The organism is Pseudomonas sp. W17 (assembly GCF_040268305.1).
Taxonomy (GTDB): Bacteria; Pseudomonadota; Gammaproteobacteria; order Pseudomonadales; family Pseudomonadaceae; genus Aquipseudomonas; species Aquipseudomonas protegens.
Window position 1 is genome coordinate 4,325,254 of record NZ_CP158490.1, and the last position, 21,021, is coordinate 4,346,274.

General features: G+C 61.1%; 16 protein-coding genes. 10 read left to right on the top strand and 6 right to left on the bottom strand.

What is annotated here, in order from left to right; genetic code table 11:
- From ABCR88_RS19880 to ABCR88_RS19910, 7 genes are all read left to right on the top strand, one after another.
- Complete coding sequence (locus ABCR88_RS19880) at window positions 1–1,575, top strand: ABC transporter ATP-binding protein (protein ID WP_350022874.1); 1,575 nt, start codon at window positions 1–3, stop codon at window positions 1,573–1,575.
- Window positions 1,576–1,758: 183 nt separating this feature from the next.
- Entirely contained in the window at window positions 1,759–3,177 is a 1,419-nt protein-coding gene (locus ABCR88_RS19885) for a sigma 54-interacting transcriptional regulator (protein WP_350022875.1), read from the top strand.
- A 285-nt stretch (window positions 3,178–3,462) separates the two neighbouring features.
- A complete protein-coding gene (locus tag ABCR88_RS19890; RefSeq protein ID WP_015636018.1) occupies window positions 3,463–4,854 on the top strand; it encodes a GntP family permease in 1,392 nt (463 codons plus the stop codon).
- A 7-nt stretch (window positions 4,855–4,861) separates the two neighbouring features.
- Window positions 4,862–5,635, top strand: coding sequence for a 3-hydroxybutyrate dehydrogenase (gene hbdH / locus ABCR88_RS19895; RefSeq protein ID WP_015636019.1), 774 nt, complete (start codon window positions 4,862–4,864; stop codon window positions 5,633–5,635).
- A 126-nt stretch (window positions 5,636–5,761) separates the two neighbouring features.
- Window positions 5,762–7,717, top strand: coding sequence for an acetoacetate--CoA ligase (locus ABCR88_RS19900; RefSeq protein WP_015636020.1), 1,956 nt, complete (start codon window positions 5,762–5,764; stop codon window positions 7,715–7,717).
- Window positions 7,718–8,016: 299 nt separating this feature from the next.
- Window positions 8,017–10,557: a PAS domain-containing protein gene (locus tag ABCR88_RS19905; protein ID WP_011061855.1), complete on the top strand. Its 2,541-nt coding sequence runs from the start codon at window positions 8,017–8,019 to the stop codon at window positions 10,555–10,557.
- Window positions 10,558–10,608: 51 nt separating this feature from the next.
- Window positions 10,609–10,884 carry a peptidylprolyl isomerase gene (locus ABCR88_RS19910; RefSeq protein WP_011061856.1) on the top strand — a complete coding sequence of 92 codons (276 nt, stop codon included), beginning with the start codon at window positions 10,609–10,611 and terminating at the stop codon, window positions 10,882–10,884.
- 353 nt (window positions 10,885–11,237) lie between these two features.
- Here the strand turns inward: ABCR88_RS19910 and ABCR88_RS19915 are convergent, their stop codons facing one another.
- The 4 genes from ABCR88_RS19915 to ABCR88_RS19930 form a co-directional block, all read right to left on the bottom strand.
- The gene (locus ABCR88_RS19915) at window positions 11,238–12,146 is read right to left on the bottom strand and encodes a sugar kinase (protein WP_350403207.1); all 909 of its coding nucleotides are present in this window, start codon (window positions 12,144–12,146) and stop codon (window positions 11,238–11,240) included.
- 249 nt (window positions 12,147–12,395) lie between these two features.
- Complete coding sequence (locus ABCR88_RS19920) at window positions 12,396–13,613, bottom strand: amino acid deaminase (protein ID WP_019096140.1); 1,218 nt, start codon at window positions 13,611–13,613, stop codon at window positions 12,396–12,398.
- A 47-nt stretch (window positions 13,614–13,660) separates the two neighbouring features.
- The gene (locus ABCR88_RS19925; RefSeq protein WP_350403210.1) at window positions 13,661–14,425 is read right to left on the bottom strand and encodes an IclR family transcriptional regulator; all 765 of its coding nucleotides are present in this window, start codon (window positions 14,423–14,425) and stop codon (window positions 13,661–13,663) included.
- Between the two features lie 119 nt (window positions 14,426–14,544).
- Window positions 14,545–14,934 carry a RidA family protein gene (locus tag ABCR88_RS19930; RefSeq protein ID WP_011061860.1) on the bottom strand — a complete coding sequence of 130 codons (390 nt, stop codon included), beginning with the start codon at window positions 14,932–14,934 and terminating at the stop codon, window positions 14,545–14,547.
- Between the two features lie 468 nt (window positions 14,935–15,402).
- Here ABCR88_RS19930 and ABCR88_RS19935 point away from each other — a divergent pair, with 468 nt between their 5' ends.
- From ABCR88_RS19935 to ABCR88_RS19945, 3 genes are all read left to right on the top strand, one after another.
- Complete coding sequence (locus ABCR88_RS19935; protein ID WP_162884066.1) at window positions 15,403–16,665, top strand: AAA family ATPase; 1,263 nt, start codon at window positions 15,403–15,405, stop codon at window positions 16,663–16,665.
- Window positions 16,662–17,537 carry a DUF4435 domain-containing protein gene (locus ABCR88_RS19940; RefSeq protein ID WP_115580353.1) on the top strand — a complete coding sequence of 292 codons (876 nt, stop codon included), beginning with the start codon at window positions 16,662–16,664 and terminating at the stop codon, window positions 17,535–17,537. Before ABCR88_RS19935 ends, ABCR88_RS19940 begins: the two co-directional genes overlap by 4 nt.
- 410 nt (window positions 17,538–17,947) lie before the next feature.
- Window positions 17,948–18,220, top strand: coding sequence for a hypothetical protein (locus ABCR88_RS19945; RefSeq protein WP_350403212.1), 273 nt, complete (start codon window positions 17,948–17,950; stop codon window positions 18,218–18,220).
- 572 nt (window positions 18,221–18,792) lie between these two features.
- Here the strand turns inward: ABCR88_RS19945 and ABCR88_RS19950 are convergent.
- Together ABCR88_RS19950 and ABCR88_RS19955 are read right to left on the bottom strand one after the other, a co-directional pair.
- The gene (locus ABCR88_RS19950) at window positions 18,793–19,338 is read right to left on the bottom strand and encodes a hypothetical protein (protein ID WP_350403214.1); all 546 of its coding nucleotides are present in this window, start codon (window positions 19,336–19,338) and stop codon (window positions 18,793–18,795) included.
- 180 nt (window positions 19,339–19,518) lie between these two features.
- Window positions 19,519–20,952 (bottom strand): RtcB family protein, encoded by a 1,434-nt coding sequence (locus tag ABCR88_RS19955; RefSeq protein ID WP_350403216.1) that lies wholly within the window; start codon window positions 20,950–20,952, stop codon window positions 19,519–19,521.
- Window positions 20,953–21,021 lie beyond the last annotated feature (69 nt).

Here is a 21,021-nt window from a genome sequence, read left to right on the forward strand (position 1 = left end):
ATGACTGAAAACCTGATCGAAATCCGCCAGCTCAATGTCGCCTTCGGCGTGCAGACCGTGGTCCGCGACCTGAGCCTGGATATCCGCCCCGGCGAATGCCTGGCCCTGGTGGGGGAATCCGGCTCGGGCAAGTCGGTGACCGCCCATTCGATCCTGCAACTGCTGCCGCAGACCGGCTGCAGCGCCACCGGCAGCGTGCGCTATCGCGGCCAGGAACTGATCGGTGCCAGCCCGGCGACCCTGCAACAGCTGCGGGGCAATCGCATCGCCATGATCTTCCAGGAGCCCATGACCTCCCTCAACCCGCTGCACAGCGTGGAAAAACAGATCGGCGAAACCCTGCTGCTGCACCGCGGCCTGGGAGGCAAGGAGGCCCAGGCGCGGATCCTCGAACTGCTGGAGCTGGTGGGCATCCAGAAGCCCAGGGAACGGCTCAAGGCCTACCCGCATCAACTTTCCGGCGGCCAGCGCCAGCGGGTGATGATCGCCATGGCCCTGGCCTGCGAACCGGAACTGCTGATTGCCGACGAACCCACCACCGCCCTGGACGTGACCGTGCAGCGCAAGATCCTGCTACTGCTCAAGTCCCTGCAACAGCGCCTGGGCATGTCCCTGCTGCTGATCAGCCACGACCTCAACTTGGTGCGGCGCATCGCCCAGCGGGTGTGCGTGATGAAAGCCGGGGAAATCGTCGAGCAGGCCGACTGCGACACCCTGTTCAACGCGCCAAGGCATCCCTACAGCTGCGAACTGTTGCACGCCGAACCCGAAGGCGAGCCGCTGTGCCGCGACAGCCGGGAAACCGTGCTGGAGGTGGACCACCTACGCGTCGAATTCCAGATCGGCGGCGGCCTGTTCCGGCGCAAGGAGTACCTGCGGGCAGTGGACGGCATCAGCCTCAGCGTGCAGCAAGGCAAGACCCTGGGGATCGTCGGCGAGTCCGGTTCGGGCAAGTCCACCCTGGGCCAGGCGATCCTGCGGCTGCTGGATTCCGAAGGTGGCATCCGCTTCCAGGGCCAGGCCCTGGACGGCCTCAATCAGAAACAGCTACGGCCCTGGCGCAAACAGATGCAGGTGGTATTCCAGGACCCCTTCGGCAGCCTCAGCCCGCGCATGTCGGTGGCGCAGATCATCAGCGAAGGCCTGGAAGTGCACAGCCAGTACGACGCCCGCCAGTGCGATGAACAGGTGATCCGCGCCCTGGAGGAAGTCGGCCTCGACCCTGACAGCCGCCACCGCTACCCCCACGAGTTTTCCGGCGGCCAGCGCCAACGCATCGCCATCGCCCGGGCCCTGGTGCTCAAGCCGGCGCTGATTTTGCTGGACGAACCCACCTCGGCCCTGGACCGCACCGTGCAGAAGCAAGTGGTGGCCCTGCTGCGTCAGTTGCAGGAAAAGTACGGCCTGACCTATCTGTTCATCAGCCATGACCTGGCGGTGGTGCGAGCCCTGGCCCACGACATGATCGTGATCAAGGACGGCCAGGTCGTGGAGCGCGGCGCCAGCCACGAGGTGTTCGAAAACCCCCAGCACCCCTACACCCGGGAACTGCTGGCTGCCGCCCATCCCGGCTGACCCAAGGGCCCCTTCGCCGGCAAGCCGGCTCCTACACGGGCGAACACATTCACCGCCACCGTAGGAGCTGGCTTGCCAGCGAAGACGCCCGCAAGATCACCGCCCCACCCAAAGGCCTCTTCGCCGGCAAGCCGGCTCCTACAAATCGGGCATAATCCCTGCGCCCATTTCCAGGATGCCGCCATGAACGACAGCGAAAGCCTCAAGGACTACCAGCGCGTGCGCCAACTGGCGATCCGCTCGCTGTTCGAGATCATCGAGCAATCCAGCGAAGGCACGGTGATCGTCGACCGCGACGCCAATATCGTCTGGATGAACGAGCGCTACGCCCGGCGCTTCGGCCTGGAATCGGCGGCCTTCGCCATCGGCAAGCCCTGTGAAAGCGTGATCCCCGGTAGCCTGCTGCGGGAGGTGGTGCGCACCGGCCGCCCCATCCTGCTGGACATGCAGGACACCCCCAAGGAACCCCTGGTGGTGATGCGCCTGCCGATCCACGACGACGCCGGCACGGTGATCGGCGCCATCGGTTTTGCCCTGTTCGATGAACTGCGCAGCCTGTCGCCGATGCTCAAGCGCTACCTGAGCATGCAGGAAGAATTGGCCTCTACCCGCTCCCTGCTGCGGTCCCGGCAGACCAAATACAACTTCGCTCACTTCATCGGCACCAGTGCCGCCAGCCTGGAGGTCAAGCGCCGCGCCCGACGCGGGGCCAGCGCCGAGTCGCCGATCCTGCTGCAAGGCGAAACCGGCACCGGCAAGGAGCTGCTGGCCCAGGCCATCCACGCCGCCTCGCCACGGGCGCACAAGCCCTTTGTCAGCATCAACAGCGCAGCCATTCCCGAGGCCCTGCTGGAGGCGGAATTCTTTGGCACCGCCCCCGGCGCCTTTACCGGCGCCGACCGCAAGGGCCGCCCGGGCAAGTTGCAGATCGCCCAGGGTGGCAGCCTGTTCCTGGATGAAATTGGCGACATGCCGCTGCCCCTGCAAAGCAAGCTGCTGCGGGTGCTGCAGGAAAAAGAGTTCGAGCCGGTGGGCTCCAACGAGGTGATCCACAGCGATGTGCGGATCATCGCCGCCACCTCCACGGACCTTGAGGCGGCGATTCAGCGCGGCGAGTTTCGCGCCGACCTGTACTACCGGCTGAATGTGCTGCCGATCCAGGTGCCAGCCTTGCGCGAACGCCTGGACGACCTGCCGGCCCTGAGCGAAGGGATTCTCGAAGAACTGCGCAGCCAGCATGAACTGGACCGCGATGCCCTGGCCCTGCTGGCGCAACATGCCTGGCCGGGGAACATCCGCGAGTTGCGCAACGTCCTGGAACGAGCGGCGCTGCTCAGCGACGACCTGATACTCAATGCCTCGGATATTCGCGCGGCGATTGGCAGCTTCAGCCCGGTGCAGCGTAACGAAGCCCTGGTGCCGGGCGATTCGCCAAACCAGGAAACCTTCGCCGCCGCCCGAGAGCGTTTCGACCGGCAACTGATCGGCGCCACCCTGGCCCAATGTGCCGGCAAGGTGGACGAAGCGGCCCGGCGCCTGGGGCTGGGGCGCTCCACGCTATACAAGAAGATGGCGGCCCTGGGGATTGTTGAGTCTCCATAAAGAGATATCAATCTCCATTTAGAGAAGTTACCGGCGTGCTCCGCGCTTTTCGCTGGCAAGCCAGCTCCTACGGCGCTCCGAACGATCTCTGTAGGAGCTGGCTTGCCAGCGAAGAGGCCGAGCAATCCAAAAAAGTCTCAAAAAAGAGACAGTCAACTCCGAACCGCCCCTAGAAAAATAAAAATACTCATATATTTCAATAACTTAAGTAGATGGCACAGTTCTCGCTATAACGCTCTCCACACGCAACACCCGACAACAATAACAATCCTGGAGAGACACACCATGAGTGTGATCATTGCCTTGGCAGCCCTGGCGCTGCTGATGCTGGCTGCCTACCGTGGCTACAGCGTCATCCTCTTTGCCCCCATCGCCGCCCTCGGCGCGGTCCTGCTCACCGACCCGTCCGCTGTGGCGCCCGCCTTCACCGGGGTGTTCATGGAAAAGATGGTCGGCTTTATCAAGCTGTATTTTCCGGTGTTCCTGCTGGGCGCGGTGTTCGGAAAGCTGATCGAGCTGTCGGGCTTTTCCCGCTCCATCGTCGCCGCGGCCATCCGCCTGCTGGGCACCCGCCAGGCCATGCTGGTGATCGTACTGGTCTGCGCGCTGCTGACCTACGGCGGGGTCTCGCTGTTCGTGGTGGTGTTCGCGGTCTACCCCTTTGCCGCCGAGATGTTCCGCCAGAGCAACATCCCCAAGCGCCTGATCCCGGCGACCATCGCCCTGGGGGCGTTTTCCTTCACCATGGACGCCCTGCCCGGCACCCCGCAGATCCAGAACATCATCCCCAGCACCTTCTTCAATACCACCGCCTGGGCCGCGCCCTGGCTGGGGGTGATCGGCACCATCTTTGTGTTCTGCGCGGGCATGCTGTTCCTCCAGCGCCAGCGCAACAAGGCGCAGAAAGCCGGTGAAGGCTACGGCACCGAGCTGCGCAACGAGCCGGAAACCGCCGAAGACCTGGAACTGCCCAACCCCTGGCTGGCGCTGTCGCCGTTGCTGCTGGTGGGCATCATGAACCTGCTGTTCACCCACTGGATTCCCCAGTGGTACGGCAAGACCCACAGCCTCAGCCTGCCGGGCATGGCGGCGCCGGTAACCAGCGAAATCGCCAAGCTGACCGCCATCTGGGCGGTGCAGGCGGCGTTGCTGGTAGGCATCCTGATGGTGCTGGTGTGCGGTTTCTCGGCGATTCGCAGCAAGCTCGCCGAGGGCAGCAAGAGCGCGGTCAGCGGCGCCCTGCTGGCGGCCATGAACACCGCCTCGGAATACGGCTTCGGTGCGGTGATCGCTTCCCTGCCGGGCTTCCTGGTGCTGGCCGACTGGCTCAAAAGCATCCCCAACCCGCTGGTCAACGAAGCCATTACCGTGACCCTGCTGGCGGGCATCACAGGTTCGGCCTCGGGCGGCATGAGCATCGCCCTGGCGGCCATGTCCGAAAGCTTCATCAGCGCCGCCCACGCTGCCAACATTCCCCTGGAAGTGCTGCACCGGGTGGCCGCCATGGCCAGCGGCGGCATGGACACCCTGCCCCACAACGGCGCGGTGATCACCCTGCTGGCGGTCACCGGGCTGACCCATCGCGAGGCCTACAAGGACATTTTCTGCATTACCCTGATCAAGACCCTGGCGGTCTTCGTCGTCATCGCCACTTTCTACGCCACCGGCATTGTGTGAGGTATTCATGACCACTCTTTCTGGCAAGACCGCCCTGGTCACCGGCTCCACCAGCGGCATCGGCCTGGGCATCGCCCTGGTGCTGGCCAAGGCCGGGGCCAAACTGATTCTCAACGGTTTTGGCGATGCCTCGAAGGCGATCGCCGAGGTCGCACAATTCGGCGGCCAGGTCGGCCATCACCCGGCGGATGTCAGCGACCCTGCGCAGATCGCCGAAATGTTCGCCTACGCCGAACGGGAGTTCGGCGGCGTCGACATCCTGGTCAACAACGCCGGCATCCAGCATGTGGCGGCGGTGGAGGAGTTCCCCGTGGAGCGCTGGGATTCGATCATCGCCATCAACCTGTCGTCGGTGTTCCACAGCACCCGCCTGGGGCTGCCGGGGATGCGCGCCAAGGGCTGGGGGCGGATCGTCAACATCGCCTCGGTGCACGGCCAGGTGGGCTCGGTGGGCAAGGCCGCCTATGTGGCGGCCAAGCACGGGGTGATCGGCCTGACCAAGGTGGTAGGCCTGGAAACCGCCACCAGCAACGTCACCTGCAACGCCATCTGCCCGGGCTGGGTGCTGACCCCGCTGGTGCAGAAGCAGATCGATGATCGCGTCGCGGCCGGCACCGACCCGCAACAGGCCCAGCATGATCTGCTGGCGGAAAAGCAGCCGTCCCTGGCGTTCGTCACCCCGTCGCAACTGGGGGAACTGGTGCTATTTTTGTGCAGCGAAGCCGGCGCCCAGGTGCGTGGTGCGGCGTGGAACATCGATGGCGGGTGGCTGGCGCAATGACGCGCGTCTCTGGCTGACGTCTTCGCCGGCAAGCCGGCTCCTACACGGCTGTGCTGGCCCGCGTAGGAGCTGGCTTGCCAGCGAACAGCCCCCCAAAAAAACAACAATAAGAACACGAGGCCTTGCATGTCCGACCTACTCTGGCAACCCAGCGCCGAGCGCATCGGCAAGACGCGGATGGATGCCTTTCGCCGCTTCGTCAATCAGCGCCACGGCCTGAATCTTCACGACTACCCCGCCCTGCACCAGTGGAGCATCGACCAGCGAGAAAGCTTCTGGCAGGCCATCGTCGACGTCTTCGACGTCAGCTTCCACCAGCCTGCTGAATGCGTGCTGCGCGAAGGGCCGCAGATGCCCAGCGCGCAGTGGTTTCCCGGCGCCACCCTGAACTTCGCCGAGCACCTGCTCAAGCGTCGGGATGACAGCGTCGCGGTGGTGGCGATCAACGAAAACGGCCAGCGCGAACAATTGACCCACGCCGAACTGGCGGCCCAGGTGGCCGGCCTGCAACGCAGCCTGAGGGCGGCCGGGGTCGGTCTCGGCGATCGGGTCGCGGCATGCATGCCCAACACCTGGCAGACCCTGGTGGGCATGCTCGCCAGCACCAGCCTCGGGGCCGTGTGGTCCAGCTGCTCGCCGGATTTCGGCACCCAGGGGGTGGTCGACCGCTTCGGCCAGATCGAGCCCAAGGTGCTGATCACCTGCGCCGGCTACCGCTACGCCGGCAAGGACATCGACCAGACGGCCAAGGTCAACCAGATCCTCGAGCGCCTGCCGTCCCTGGAGCAGTTGCTGATCGTGCCCTACGCCCGCTCGCAGGCCCGGGCCGAGGACTACCGCACCCCGGCCAGCGTCAGCCTGTGGGACGACTTCTACCGCCCCGGCGGCGAGCCCGAATTCACCCTGGTGCCCTTCGCCCATCCGCTGTACATCCTCTATTCCAGCGGCACCACCGGGGTGCCCAAGTGCATCGTCCACGGCACCGGCGGGGTGCTGCTGCAACACCTCAAGGAGCACGGCCTGCACGCCGACCTGGGCCCCGGCGAGCGCCTGTTCTACTACACCACCTGCGGCTGGATGATGTGGAACTGGCTGGTCTCGGCCCTGGCCACCGGGGCCAGCCTGGTGCTCTACGATGGCTCGCCGTTCCATCCCGGCAACGAGCACCTGATGGACCTGATCGACCGCGAAGCCATCAGCGTCTTCGGCACCAGCCCCAAGTACCTGGCGGCTCTGGAAAAGGCCGGCAGCCGGCCGCGCCAGAGCCACCGCCTGGAGAGCCTGAAGACCCTGCTGTGCACCGGCTCGCCGCTGTCGCCGCAGAGCTACGACTACGTGTACCGGGAGATCAAGAGCGAGCTGTGCCTGGCCTCGATGTCCGGCGGCACCGATATCGTCGCCTGCTTCGTCGCCGGCAATCCGATACAGCCGGTGCGCCGCGGCGAGATGCAAGGCAAGGGCCTGGGCATGGCCATCGAAGTCTGGAACGACCAGGGCCAGCCGGTGATCGGCGAGAAAGGCGAGCTGGTGTGCACCCGGCACTTCCCCAGCATTCCCGTGGGCCTGTGGCACGACCCGGACCAGAGCAAGCTCAAGGCCTCGTACTTCAGCCTGTTTCCCGGCGTCTGGGCCCAGGGCGACTACGCCGAACAACTGGCCGAGGGTGGCTGGCTGATCCATGGGCGTTCGGACGCCGTGCTCAACCCCGGCGGGGTGCGTATCGGCACCGCGGAAATCTACCGCCAGGTGGAAAAGCTGGAGCAGGTCCTGGAAAGCCTGGCCATCGGCCAGAGCTGGGAGCAGGACGTGCGGGTAGTGCTGTTCGTGCGCCTGCAAGACGGCGTGGAGCTCGATGAAGCCTTGCAGGAACACATTCGCCAGGTGATTCGCAGCAACACCACGCCGCGCCATGTGCCGGCGAAGATCCTCGCGGTCACGGACATTCCCCGCACCATCAGCGGCAAGATCGTCGAACTGGCAGTGCGCAACGTGGTGCACGGCCTGCCGGTGAAGAACACCGACGCCCTGGCCAACCCCGAGGCCCTGGAGCAGTTTCGCGACCGCGAGGAACTGCGCAGCTGACCCCGCCCCTTGCAGGAGCCGGCTTGCCGGCGAAGGCGTCGCCCAGGTCGGCGCGCTCGGCAATGGCCACTTCGCTGGCAAGCCGGCTCCTACGGGCTACCGCATCCCCAACGCATCACTCTGATAACCGTTCAGCCCCTCTAGACTGGTCATCCGCCACAAAAGCGGGTGAAAATGTGCGCGCCGAAAACGCCTACAATCCATCCGTTTGAATATGCACCGCATGTCCATGCGACTTTTCGAGTGCGCGAGCCTGTGGCGTCGCCGCGTAATACCGCACCACCCAGGACACCTTCGACATGAATGGCCCCCACTCCGGCAGCGAAGCCGCCAACCTGATTGCCCGCCTGGACTGGTCGGCCACTCCCCTCGGAGAATCCGGCCACTGGCCCCAGAGCCTGCGCACCGCCGTGGACATCGTGATCCATTCGCCGATGCCGATGCTGCTGCTGTGGGGCGCCGAGCTGACGCAGATCTACAACGACGGCTTCGCCCTGCTGGCGGGCAACAAGCACCCCAGTGCCTTCGGCCACCCGGCGCACCTGACCTGGCCGGAACTGATGGACTTCACCGACCCGATCTACCGCGCCGTGCTCAACGGCCAGGTGCGCACCTTCAGCGAACAGCGCTTCAGCCTGCAACGCACCAACGGCAGCGAATACGACCTGTGGCTGGACCTGACCTACAGCCCGATCCGCAACGAACGCGGCGACGTCGCCGGAATCCTGGTCACCGCCATCGAGACCAACGAGCGCCGGCGCATCGCCCTGGAACTGCAGCAGCGCTCCGACGATAGCCTGCGCGCCCAGCACGAGACCGAAGAGCGCCTGCAACTGGCCCTGGCGGCCACCGACGCGGTGGGCACCTGGGATTGGGACATCGGCGAAGACCGCTTCATCGCCGACGCGCATTTCGCCCAGTTGCACAGCGTCGATCCGCAGCAGTCCCGGCAACTGCCCATCAGCGAATACCTCAAGGGCGTGCACCCGGAGGACCGCGGCATGGTGGCCCGGGGCATCAAGCACTGCATCACCCACGGCACCGAGTACGCCGAGGAGTACCGCCTGCAACTGGCCGACGGCCAGCTGCGCTGGGTGTTCGCCCGAGGCCGCTGCTACAAGGACCACCATGGCCGGCCGACGCGTTTTCTCGGCGCGGCCCTGGACCTCACCGAACGCAAGCAGATGGAACAGGCGCTGCGCCAGAGCCAGACCGAGCTGCAACTGATCATCAATGCCATGCCCGTGCTGATCGGCTATGTCGACCACGAGGAACGCTTTCGCCTGAACAACAGCGCCTACCTGGACTGGTACGGCCTGACCCCGCAGGAACTGTACGGCAAGAGCATCCGCGAAGTGGTCGGCGACGAGATCTACGCCACTCGCGCCGAGAACATCAAGGCCGCACTGGCCGGCAAGCCGTGCAGCTTCGAGGCCAACTCGCCGCACCGCGACGGCCGGCCGCGCCATGCCCTGATGAAGTACCTGCCGCGTTACGGCGCCGACGGCGCGATCAATGGTTTCTACATCTTTGTCATCGACGAAACCGAGCGCCGGCAGACCGAAGAAGCCCTGCGCAATCTCAACGAAACCCTGGAGGAACGGGTCAACCAGCGGACCGAGGCCCTGGCCACTGCCAACCAGCGCCTGCAGAACGAAATGTTCGAGCGCGAACGCGCCGAAGACGCCCTGCGCCATGCGCAGAAGATGGAAGCCGTGGGCCAGCTCACCGGCGGCATCGCCCACGACTTCAACAACATGCTCACCGGCATCATCGGCAGCCTGGACCTGATGCAGCGCTATATCGACAACGGCCGCGGCGCCGAGATCGGCCGCTTCACCGAAGCGGCCATGTCCTCGGCCAAACGCGCGGCGTCCCTGACCCACCGCCTGCTGGCGTTCTCCCGGCGCCAGTCCCTGGACCGCCAGCCCCTAGACCCCAACCAGCTGGTGCGCTCGCTGCAAGAGCTGTTCAACCACACCAAGGGCGAGCACATCGAGCTGCAGATGCAATTGGCGGACGGCGTGTGGCCGGTGAACACCGACGCCAGCCAGCTGGAAAATGCCCTGCTCAACCTGGTGATCAACGCCCGCGACGCCATGCCCGACGGCGGCAGGCTGCTGATCGAAACCGCCAACAGCTACCTCGACGGCAGCGACATCAGCACCCTGGAACCGGTCAAGGCCGGAGACTACGTGATGCTCGGCGTCAGCGACAACGGCGCCGGCATGAGCCCGCGGATCCTGGCCAAGGCCTTCGACCCGTTCTTCACCACCAAGCCCATCGGCCAGGGCACGGGCCTGGGACTGTCGATGATCTACGGCTTCGCCCAGCAGTCCGGCGGCCACGTGACCATCAGCAGCGAACCGGACCAGGGCACCTGCGTGCGCCTGTACCTGCCAAGGCTGTTCGCCGCACCACTGGACAGCGCCGAACCCGCCACCCTCAACCAGGCGCCCCAGGCCATCGCCGGGGAAACCGTGGTGGTGGTGGAAGACGACCCGGCAGTGCGCATGCTGGTGCTCAATGTCCTCGCCGAACTGGGCTACCGCGCCTTCGAGGCCGAAGATGCGCGCAGCGCCCTGCCCTTGCTGGAATCGCCGATGCGCGTCGACCTGCTGGTGACCGATGTCGGCCTGCCGGGCATGAATGGCCGGCAACTGGCGGAGATCGCCCGCCAGCAGCGGCCCGGGCTCAAGGTGCTGTTCATGACCGGCTACGCGGAAAAGGCGGCCGAGCGCCAGGGCTTCCTGGAGCCGGGCATGGACCTGATGGCCAAGCCGTTTTCCATTGAGGAAATGGCCCAGAAGATTCGTCAGATGATCGGCCGCGCGTCCTGAATTCAGGCATAATCCGCGGCCGCCGATTTCCCGCTACAAGGTCACCCGCCCATGAAAGCCCAAGCCCGCCACATCCTGGTGAAAACCGCCGAAGAGGCTGAACAGCTCAAGCAGCGCATCGCCAAGGGTGAAGCCTTCGACGTACTGGCGAAGAAATACTCCACCTGCCCATCCGGCAAGCGCGGCGGCGACCTGGGGGAAGTGCGCCCGGGGCAGATGGTCGGTGCCATCGACCAGGTCATTTTCAAGAAGCCCCTGCGCACCGTGCATGGCCCGATCAAGAGCAAGTTCGGCTATCACCTGGTGCAGGTCTTCTTCCGCGACTGACCCCGGGCCCTGCAGGAGCTGGCTTGCCAGCGAAGGCGCCCGCAAGGTCAACGCACGGTTCAATGGCCTCTTCGCCGGCAAGCCGGCTCCTACAACCTCCACCTGCCCTGTAGGAGCTGGCTTGCCAGCGAAGGCGCACGCAAGGTCATCGCCCGGTTCAATGGCCTCTTCGCCGGCAAGCCGGCTCCTACAACCTCCACCTGCCCTGTAGAAGCTGGCTTGCCAGCGAAGGCGCCCGCTAGGTCAACGCACGGTTCAATGGCCTCTTCGCGGGCAAGCCGGCTCCTACAACCTCCACCTGCCCTGCAGGAGCTGGCTTGCCAGCGAAGGCGCACGCAAGGTCAACGCCCGGTTCAATGGCGGGGTATCAGGGCGCCGGGATGCTGGATGACCTGGCTCGCCAGCCGGTGCCCGGCCTCTGCCGCTTGCACCGGGCTGCCGCCCAGCAGGCGCCGGGCCAGATAGGCTGCGCTGAACGAATCCCCGGCCGCCGTGGTGTCAACTACCTGCTCCACCCGCTGGGCCGGCACCTCGAAAGCACCGCCCGCCATGCGAATCAGGCAGGGCTCGGCGCCCCGCTTGAGCACCACTTCCGGAATGCCCTGATACGCCGCGAACACCGCTTCGGCATCCGCATAGGCAAACAGCGCTTGCTCATCCTCCAGGGTCAGCAATGCCAGATCCACCTGGGGCAATACTTCGCGGTACGCCGCCCGGGCCTGTTCGACCGACGCCCACAGGCGCGGCCGGTAGTTGTTGTCGAAGACTATCAGCGCCTGGCGCTGGCGCGCCTCGGCCAGGGTCTGCAACAACTTCCCGCGCCCCACCTCCCCCAGCACCGCCAGGGTGATGCCGCTGAAATACAGCACATCGTAATGCTTCAGCGCTTCGAGGATCGGCCCGGCCGCCACCGTGGTGAAGCAGTCGCGCACTGCCGCCTCGTTGCGCCAGTAGAGAAAGCGCCGCTCGCCCCGGTCGTCAGTCTGGATGCAATACAGCCCAGGCAGGCGCCCCGGCAAGCGCTGCACCCGCTCCAGGCCGATGCCCTCCGCCGCCCACCCCTGGCACATGGCATCGCTGAAGCTGTCATCGCCCAGGGCAGTGACGTAATCCACCCGCCCGGCCTCGCCCATTTCCCGCGCGAGGTACACCGCGGCGTTCAGGGTGTCGCCGCCAAAGCTCTGTTGCAGGCTGCCGTCATGATGCTGCTGCAACTCGATCATGCATTCGCCGATGGCCGCGATGCGTTTCTTCCTGTCCATGTTCCTGACCTCCCCTCAAAGCACATTCCACCGGGTAGGAGCTGGCTTGCCAGCGAAGGCGCCCGCAAGGCCTGCGCACCATCCAGAGGCCTCTTCGCCGGCAAGCCGGCTCCTACAGACCCAACATCTCCCCAGCCCCGTAGGAGCTGGCTTGCCAGCGAAGGCGTCCGCACGGCCTGCGCACCATCCAGAGGCCTCTTCGCCGGCAAGCCGGCTCCTGCAGACCCTGCATATCCCCGGCTCCGGCGATCAGAAACAGGTTTCCAGGTTCTCGATCACCTGCAGGCGCTCATCCACCAGCAACCCGGTGCGCCATTTGTCGAAGGTCAGGCAGGGGTGCGAAGTACCGAAGGAAATGATGTCGCCAATGCGCAGCTCCACTCCCGGCGCCACCGTGAGAAACGCATGCTGGTCCATCACCGCAGTGACCTTGCACGCCCCCACGTCATCCCCGGCACTGGCCTGGGCCCCGGCGCGATAACGCCGCAGCGGTACCGGCAGGCCGGCGTCATAGGCCACATCGCGCTTGCCCAGGGCCACCACGGCAAAGCCCGGCTCCGGCAGCGATTGCACATGGGCCCAGACCTCCATGGCCGGGCGCAGGCCCTCCTCCAGGTCGGCGCGGCGATCCAGCACGCAGCACTGCGCCTCTTTATAGATGCCATGGTCATGAGCCACGTAACTGCCCGGACGCAGCACACTGAGGAAGCGGCCCTTGGCGTTGTGGGTCTCGAAGGATTCGGCAATCAGGTCATACCAGGCTGACCCCGAGGCAGTGATAATCGGCCGCTCGATGGCGAACAGCCCGTCGTTGTGCAGGTCCACCGCCAGGCGCACCAGGGAGTCGGCGAACTGGCGGATGCCGCTGATGGCCTGATCGCCATGGATCACCCCTTCATAACCTTCGATACCGCACAGCGCCAGGGCCGGCTGCGCCTGGATCGCCTTGGCCAGGGCCAGCACCTCTTGCTCGGTGCGGCAACCGCAACGCCCACCGACCACGCCGTACTCGATCATCACCTTGAGCGTGACCCCACGCTGGGCGAAAAACGCCCCCAGGTCGGCGACGCTGTCCGGGTGATCGACCATGCAATAGAAATCGAAATCCGGGTCCGCCAGCAGCTCGGCGATCAGCGCCATGTTCGGCGCCCCCACCAACTGGTTGGCCATCAACACCCGGCGCGCGCCATGGGCATAGGCAGCGCGAGTCTGTACCGCAGTGGCCAGGGTGATGCCCCAGGCGCCGGCGTCCAACTGCCGCTGAAACAGCGCGGGCATCATGCTGGTCTTGCCGTGGGGCGCCAGCTCGGCACCGCTGTCACTGACGAACTTCTGCATCCAGCGGATGTTGTGTTCCAGGGCCTCGCGGTGCAGCACCAGGGCCGGCAGGCTGACGTCTTGCAACAGGCTCGCGCCCTGGGCAGCGGCGCCCTTTTCCACCAGTGGCAGGTTCAATACGGAAGACATCTTGGCACTCCTTATCAAGGCAGCTGCGCACAGCCGCGAAACAGTCATCAATCGTTGATACGCCGGGCCAGACGGTTGGCGCTGTCGATCAGCACCCGGCGATATTGCTGGTAATTGCGCTGGGCATCGGCCCTGGGCGCGACGATGCAGAGCGTGCAGATGCACACCCCGAGCTCATCGCGCACCGGTGCGGCAAAACAATGGGTAAAGGTGTCGGCCACGCTGTCGAAGGAAAAGAACCCATCCTCGGTGGCCTGACGGATTTGCTTGAGAAACGTCTCCAAGGGCAGACGCTCACCGTCGGGCAGAACGAAGTCCCGTTCATCGATCAGGTCGACAATCTGCCCATCGCTCAAATGCCCCAATAGCAACCGCCCGGAAGCGGTCCAGGGAATCGGCGCGTTCTCGCCGATATTCGAGGAAATGCGGAAGTGCCGCTCGCCCTCCTTCATCAGCGCCACCGTGTATTTGCGCCCGTTGAGCAGGCACATCTGCGCGGTTTCCTGGGTCTGGCGGACGATTTCCTGCAAGGCCTGATCGGCCTCGCGGCTCAGGTCGAAATGACGCAAATGGGCCTGGCCGAGAAAGTACAACTGGCGGCCCAGGTACACATGCCCCTCCTGGCCCACCGGTTCCAGTACCCGCCGCTCCAGCAGGGAAGCCACCAACTCATAGACCGTGGACTTGGGGCCGCCAATGCCCTTGGCGATATCATTGGGCCGCAACGGCTGGCCGATCTCCTTGAGGAAATCGAGAATATCGAACGCCCGATCCAGGCCCTTGGCCCGACGCTTGATGTTGTCTTCGCTCATCTACCTGCGCCCCCTCTATCGACCCGTAGGAGCCGGCTTGCCGGCGAAGAGGCCCTCAAGCCTTGTGCCACCCTCAGGGGCGCCTTCGCTGGCAAGCCAGCTCCTACAGACCGTGGCCATCAGGCCTTCTTCTTGTAGGCCACGCAATCGATCTCGACCTTGCAATCCACCATCATGCTGGCCTGCACACAGGCCCGGGCCGGCGCGTGTTCGGGCTTGAAGTACTCACCGAACACCTTGTTGAAACTCCAGAAATCCCGCGGGTCTTCCAGCCACACGCCAACCCGCACCACATCCTCCAGGCCATACCCGGCCTCTTCGAGAATGGCCACCAGATTGCGCAGCGTCTGATGCGTCTGCTCGACGATCCCACCGTGAATGATCTCGCCATCCAGCGCCGGCACCTGGCCGGACACATGCAGCCAGCCATCGGCCTCGACCGCGCGAGCGAAAGGACGCGGCTGGCCACCGCCTGCGGTGCTGCCGGTGCCGTAACGGGTGATGCTCATGAGCGATTCTCCTGGTTGAAAATGAAAAGTTGAGAACTTTGTGTTCATCAGAAACCCGACCAGAAGAAAAGACTGGTCTGCCAACAACTACCGCTTAGTACTCGCGCCTAGGCTTTCAACTCTCCATTTTCACCTAAGCAACACCTCAAAGGATGCAACATCCGCCGCCAACAAATCCGTTATAGCGGAATTGAATTTCAAATAGCGGAATGACTAGGAGTGTGCCATAAGAATTGCGAGACCAACAAGTCAAAGCTAAATACTAATAAAATCAAAATGATAGAGTCGAAAAACACATGACATCGGGGATGGGAATCGCAGAGATGAAAGTAGAGACCATTTCAGACCCATAAACCTCACGCACATCTAACGAAAGTAGGGAAGACAAGCTAAGGACTAGCATCTAGTATAGGCCATGTGCCATCAAAAAAAATCCAACCAACTATTAAAATGGACTTAATAGCATCAATGAACATTATCGAAAGCGTTTACATTAATGGGTTCTGGGGCGATCACGAAGTTCACATAAAAACAAACGACTCTTACAACTTCATAATAGGCCCCAATGGCTCAGGAAAATCCACCGCTTTGAAATTGATTGCAGGAGTACTCCTGGCGGATAGACACTACCTATCCACACTTGACTTCTACCAAATTCGAATCACATTAAAAGAACCAGGCTCTAGAAAGAAGCCATACATTGAAGTTTCCAAAAGCAGGGAGACACCTTTCTTCCATTGTGATTACAAAATATTTGAAACCTCTTCAGAAAAACCATACTCCTATATTCTCAGTGAAACAGATGCTTATGAAAACGCTTTAAGAGGCACCTACTTCCTCAGAACAAAACTAGCAGGAAAAAATGCCGCAGGAAAAACATTAACGAGCCACCTACAAGAGATGACTTCGTTAACATGGCTATCCGTACAACGCATAAACAATGTAGAAAATGAAATACCCTCCGACCCACTAGACTCCAGACTAGAAGATTTCTCCAACAGGTTAGTACGCTACCTTTCAGCCTTAAGTAAAAAAGTAAACTTGCTACATGAAAAATTTCAAGAGCAAGTTTTTTTATCTCTCTTAGTAAAAGATGAACAAAAGCAACTCCCTACCCCTTTCGAATCAAAACTTGAAAGTGAAAAATCAGCGCTCATCCAAATATTTTCCGAATTTCGTGTAGACAAGAAAAACTACTCAAAAAAAGTTGACACACACTTTGCAATCCTAGAAAGACTGCGAAAAAAAATGGAACTAGATCAAAGCCTAACCAGTACTGAAATACTAGCTTTATTCTCACTTCACAGAATTGAAAGCACAGTCGATTTCTGGGAGGACATCACATCAAACAAAAGGAAATTATTAGCCCCAAAAGATTTATTTATATACCTCCTTAACAATCTGATGCAGAGAAAAACCCTGCACATCAATGAACGCAACGAAATAGTAATTACCACAACCTCAGGGAAAACTCTAACCCCGAGCGAACTATCATCTGGAGAAAAACAAATACTTATTATCTTAGGTGAAGCACTACTACAAGAAGGCAATACATTTATATACATGGCTGACGAGCCTGAAATCTCCCTTCATGTTGCATGGCAGGAATCTCTTGCAAAAAATATAAAAAGTCTAAATCCATCTGCACAAATTATTTTTGCAACGCACTCGCCCGACGTAGTTGGTGAACATCAAACCAGCTTAATCAATATGGAGCGCTGCATAAAATGATATTTTCAAGAACAAACTCCGGACTATCTAACTTTCACGCATTCTGTGACGTCGACTTTTTAGTTTATTCGGAAGGTGGTACTCCCTCAGACTTTAAAAAAGACGATGAATGCACTTGGTCTATTGACTCAGTTTTCTGGAAAAGTGTTTTTTTACGATTTCTTCCCAATATAAAAATCAAAATAAAATCCTTAGGTTCAAAAGAATTTGTGCGCCCATACGCAGAGAAAATTGCAGAAAACTCTGTCAGTAACTCAATCGCTGTATTCGATCGAGATTACGACTCACATAGAGGCGATCTCATTAAACACCACCGAATCCTTTACACTCACGGCTATAGCTGGGAGAACGATGCTTGTAGATCAGAACTATTAATATCAATACTAAACTCAGTGCATCCTGATGGCAAAATTCCAGAAAAGCACATCCAAAACATCAAACTCAGATACAGCAACTTTCTAAAAAGCATAAACCGTGTAGTGATCATCGATCTTCTTTGTGGACTCGTAAGAATAAAGGGAGTCGACAGAGAACGTTTCTGGTCTTTAGTGGACACTTCAAACTCACCAGACTACAAGATAAAAAAAGAACAACTAAAAAAATTAATAAAAGAAATAAAAAGCAGAAGAACCGCACCTCTTCGATATTTAGGAAAAGAGCGAATCTTACCGGCCACAGACTGTTACGGAAAAATGATATCCATGTTTTGCTACTCTATATTCTGTGAATATTATAAAGAAATCACTGGATGCAAGAACGTACCAAGACATTTTGCAGACAAAATGATCGCCGAAGCGATTAAAACGGCAGATCTAGGTGAAGTCCCTCAAATAAAAGAACACTATGAAAAGATAATGTCCAGCATACTATAAACACCCCTATTAAAACTTAGATACGGTAACTTCCTATTACCCCTCACACCACAACTCCAAACTCCCAATAAACATCATTGAACACTGTGAATACAATGCCAATTATCACTCACTAACACCGAGCATTACACGCAACTTGCATTGCCCAGTCATCCAACTTATAGTCCAGCCCGTCGCTGCCAATTCAGCGACCTGACTTGGCCGTCAGCATCCTAAGCGCACAGGCGCTCCCCATAACAAGGCAAGCGCTTTTTTTGCGCTCGCACGTTCGTGTTATGGCGACTGTGCGTGGGACACCTTCGGGTGTGCCGGGATGCTTAGGCCCGGTCGGCCAACCCGCGTACAGTTGCCACCCTGCTTCGCTTGGCCGCGATTGGTGGTAGCTACCTAAGTTATGGAGCGTCACTGATATGGATTACCAACCGTTCACTTCCTCCAGTACCACCGACCACCCCGTCGCCTTCATCAACCCACAAGCGCCGCTGCTCGACCTGCTGACTTACGCCGGCCTGCGCATCCGCGCCGCCCGGGACATGCTGGACAGCGTTACCGACATGACCAGCCGCAATGCCGATCACCTCGACCTGAAGCGCTTCTCCAGCGTGGCGACCCTGCTGTTGCAGGACGGCTGCGATGTGTTGCAAGTGGCGGAACAACAAGCGCTGCAACTGCCGGAGCCCTAACCCAAGGTACAGCCTAGGCTCTCGCTCTGCTTTGCTTTGGCTTTTGATCCTGGGGGCCCCGTTAACCACGATGGCCGAACGCAGGCATTGAGCCGTGGGTAACCCGGCAGGACGCCGGGTTAGCCGCCATCCGGCCATGGATGGCCGGTGGCGGCGGCCCACGGATCAATGCCGGAGAGAGGGCATGCCGAGCCTAGGCGAGGCACCGAGTGGAGGGGCAAGCGTTTTTGCTTACTTTTTTGGCGTTTGAAAAAAGTGAGTCGCCGTAAGGGCGAAACCGCCAGTGGCCCCACCCGCAGCAACGGATATGTACACCTGCTAAACCAGGGACTCCGATTTACAACCACTGCACGCCGGAACGCCGGCCGACCAATCGGGAGCAAGCTCCCTCGCCACAGTGTTTGCGACCATGGCAAACAGCACAGTAACCACTACCTACAACACACAATCCAGTGGCGCCCTCGATGCCGCCTTCGCTGGCAAGCCAGCTCCCACCCAAGAAGTCCCATCGTGCGTGTCACCCATGTGGCTGAACGGCTTCCCTCCACAAATAGCCTTGCGCCCAAAGGGCCTCAATCAACATCAGCCACGCACAACACCCACCACAGATTCCGCGCCCCCTGGCAGGCGACATAGGCAGAAGAAATAGCCGCCCCCCTGGTCAACTCACACCAATCAGGACTATCGAACCGATACACCACCAGCTCGGAAAACGGCGCCGGAAACACAGCATCCAGCGCTTCGGACACCACCTGGCGGGCATTGGCCACGGACCCTCCACGGCTGGACGAATGACAATCGCCCCGCAGCAGCGTCGCCAGCAACGAGCCCTCGAACTCGTATCGATTGAGCATGGAAAAGGGCCAGAACTCAGGCTCGATCTGCCCGATGGCCGTCGAGCTGGCGAGGCCGCTGAAACGTTCGAGAAACTCCGTCAGTCGCGGCCTCTCACCCAACACCTTGATGGCGGGATCAGGCTTGAAGAAGCAGGACACCACCTCGCCACACTGGGCAAGCACCGCAAGCAGTTCGGCAAGGGGCTGCTTGTCGACGACAAACTCGCTGGCAGCGGTCAATGGCGCTAGCGCATCGTGCTTCAGGTTTTCATCTTGATTCATGCTTAAGCACCGAAGGTTGATCACAAACAGACAAACACCCCAGCGGCTACCGCATCCTGGGCTTTTGCGACCGCAGACAACTGCAACGGCACCGCTCGGAGCGAACAGGCCGGGAGGGGCGACAATGTATCGGCCGCACCGTTGCACGGCAAACCCGAAAACCATCCCCGCCCAGCGCGCTTACGCCTTGAAGGTCAGAATCGGCGAAAACCGCGCCATCACCGACACCGTGCCCTCTTCCACCTGGGACTGGATCACCTGGCCAATTTCCTTGTAGGCCCCCGGTGCTTCTTCGATCATCCGCTCTTCCTTGGTGGTGATGCACTCCACGCCCTGCAGGCCGAGGAAGGCCTTGTCCTTCTTGGCCTTGAACACCACCTCGCTGCGCGACATGGAGCGTCCGGCGCCGTGGCTGGCCGAGCGCAGCCAGCGTTCGTTGCCCAGACCGGTGAGCAGGTAGGAGTCATGCCCCATGCTCCCCGGAATCAGCAGCGGCTGCCCGGCATAGGCCGGTGTGGCGCCTTTGCGGTGGACGTTGCCGCCTTCCTCGCGCAGTACGATGTTGTGCGGTACATCGACAATCAGCGGCGCTTCGATGCCCGCGCCGAACACCTGCCGAGTGCGCTGGCGCACCATTTCGGCGATCAGTGCGCGGTTGGCGTCGGCGTAGTGCGCGGCGCTGTGCATGGCCAGCAGGTACTCATCGGCCATCTCGCCAAACAAGGCGAAGATCTTCGAATCGGGATGCTTGATCCCGGCCGGCCACAGGGCCTTGGCCTTGTCCATCCAGCGTCGGCCTACATAGAAGCCCACGTCGCGAGAGCCGGTGTGGATCATCATCACCACCTGCCCCACGGACAGGCCCTGGGCGAAACAGGCCTGGCGATCCACCAGTTCAGTGACCACCTGGATCTCGACAAAGTGATTACCACCTCCCAGGGAACCCAGGCCCGGGTCGCGAAGGATCTTGCGCGAAAGGTCCTGCAGGGCCTCCGGTGCATAGTCGGCGCTGCCGCGGGCAAAGGACGACTCATGCAGGCCCGAAAGCTCACGCTGCAACTGGGCGAAATCCGCCCCGGCAAACAGCCCGATCGGGTCCTGTTGCTGTACCTGAGCCCAGAAATCCCCCAGCCCCGAAGCAAACAGTGCGCTCATGGCCGTGGGGCTGGTGGGAATATTGCGCGTGCCTTCCAGCAGATCGCCACGCACCAGGGCGGTCCACTTGGCCTTTTGCGCCATGAACTGCTCGTAGTTCAGCCCCAGCTTGTGCAGGCGCATGCCGCAATTGATGTCGGTGCCGATAGCTTGCGGCACCACCATGTCGTGGCTGGTGACGATCACGCTGCCCACCGGAATCGGGCTGCCGGTATGGAAATCCGGCGTGGCGCAGGCGCACTTCACTTCGCCGCCATGGGGGTGGGCGACCTTGGCGAAATCCATCAGTTGCAGGATGGCTTTCTCTTCGATGGCAAAACTGTCGGGCAGCAGCAGATCCACCTTGAGGCCGGCGTCATTGGTGGACGAGATAGAGAGGGAATTGGAATTCAGGCGTTCGATGGCCACCCCGGAACGGGCGAGCTTGTGCTGAATTCTTTTCAGAGGAGTCTTGGTCATTTTTCAACTGCTTTTCTTGGACGCAACAAAACAACCACCCCTTTGGTGGCTGGAATTGTCTGGTCAGCA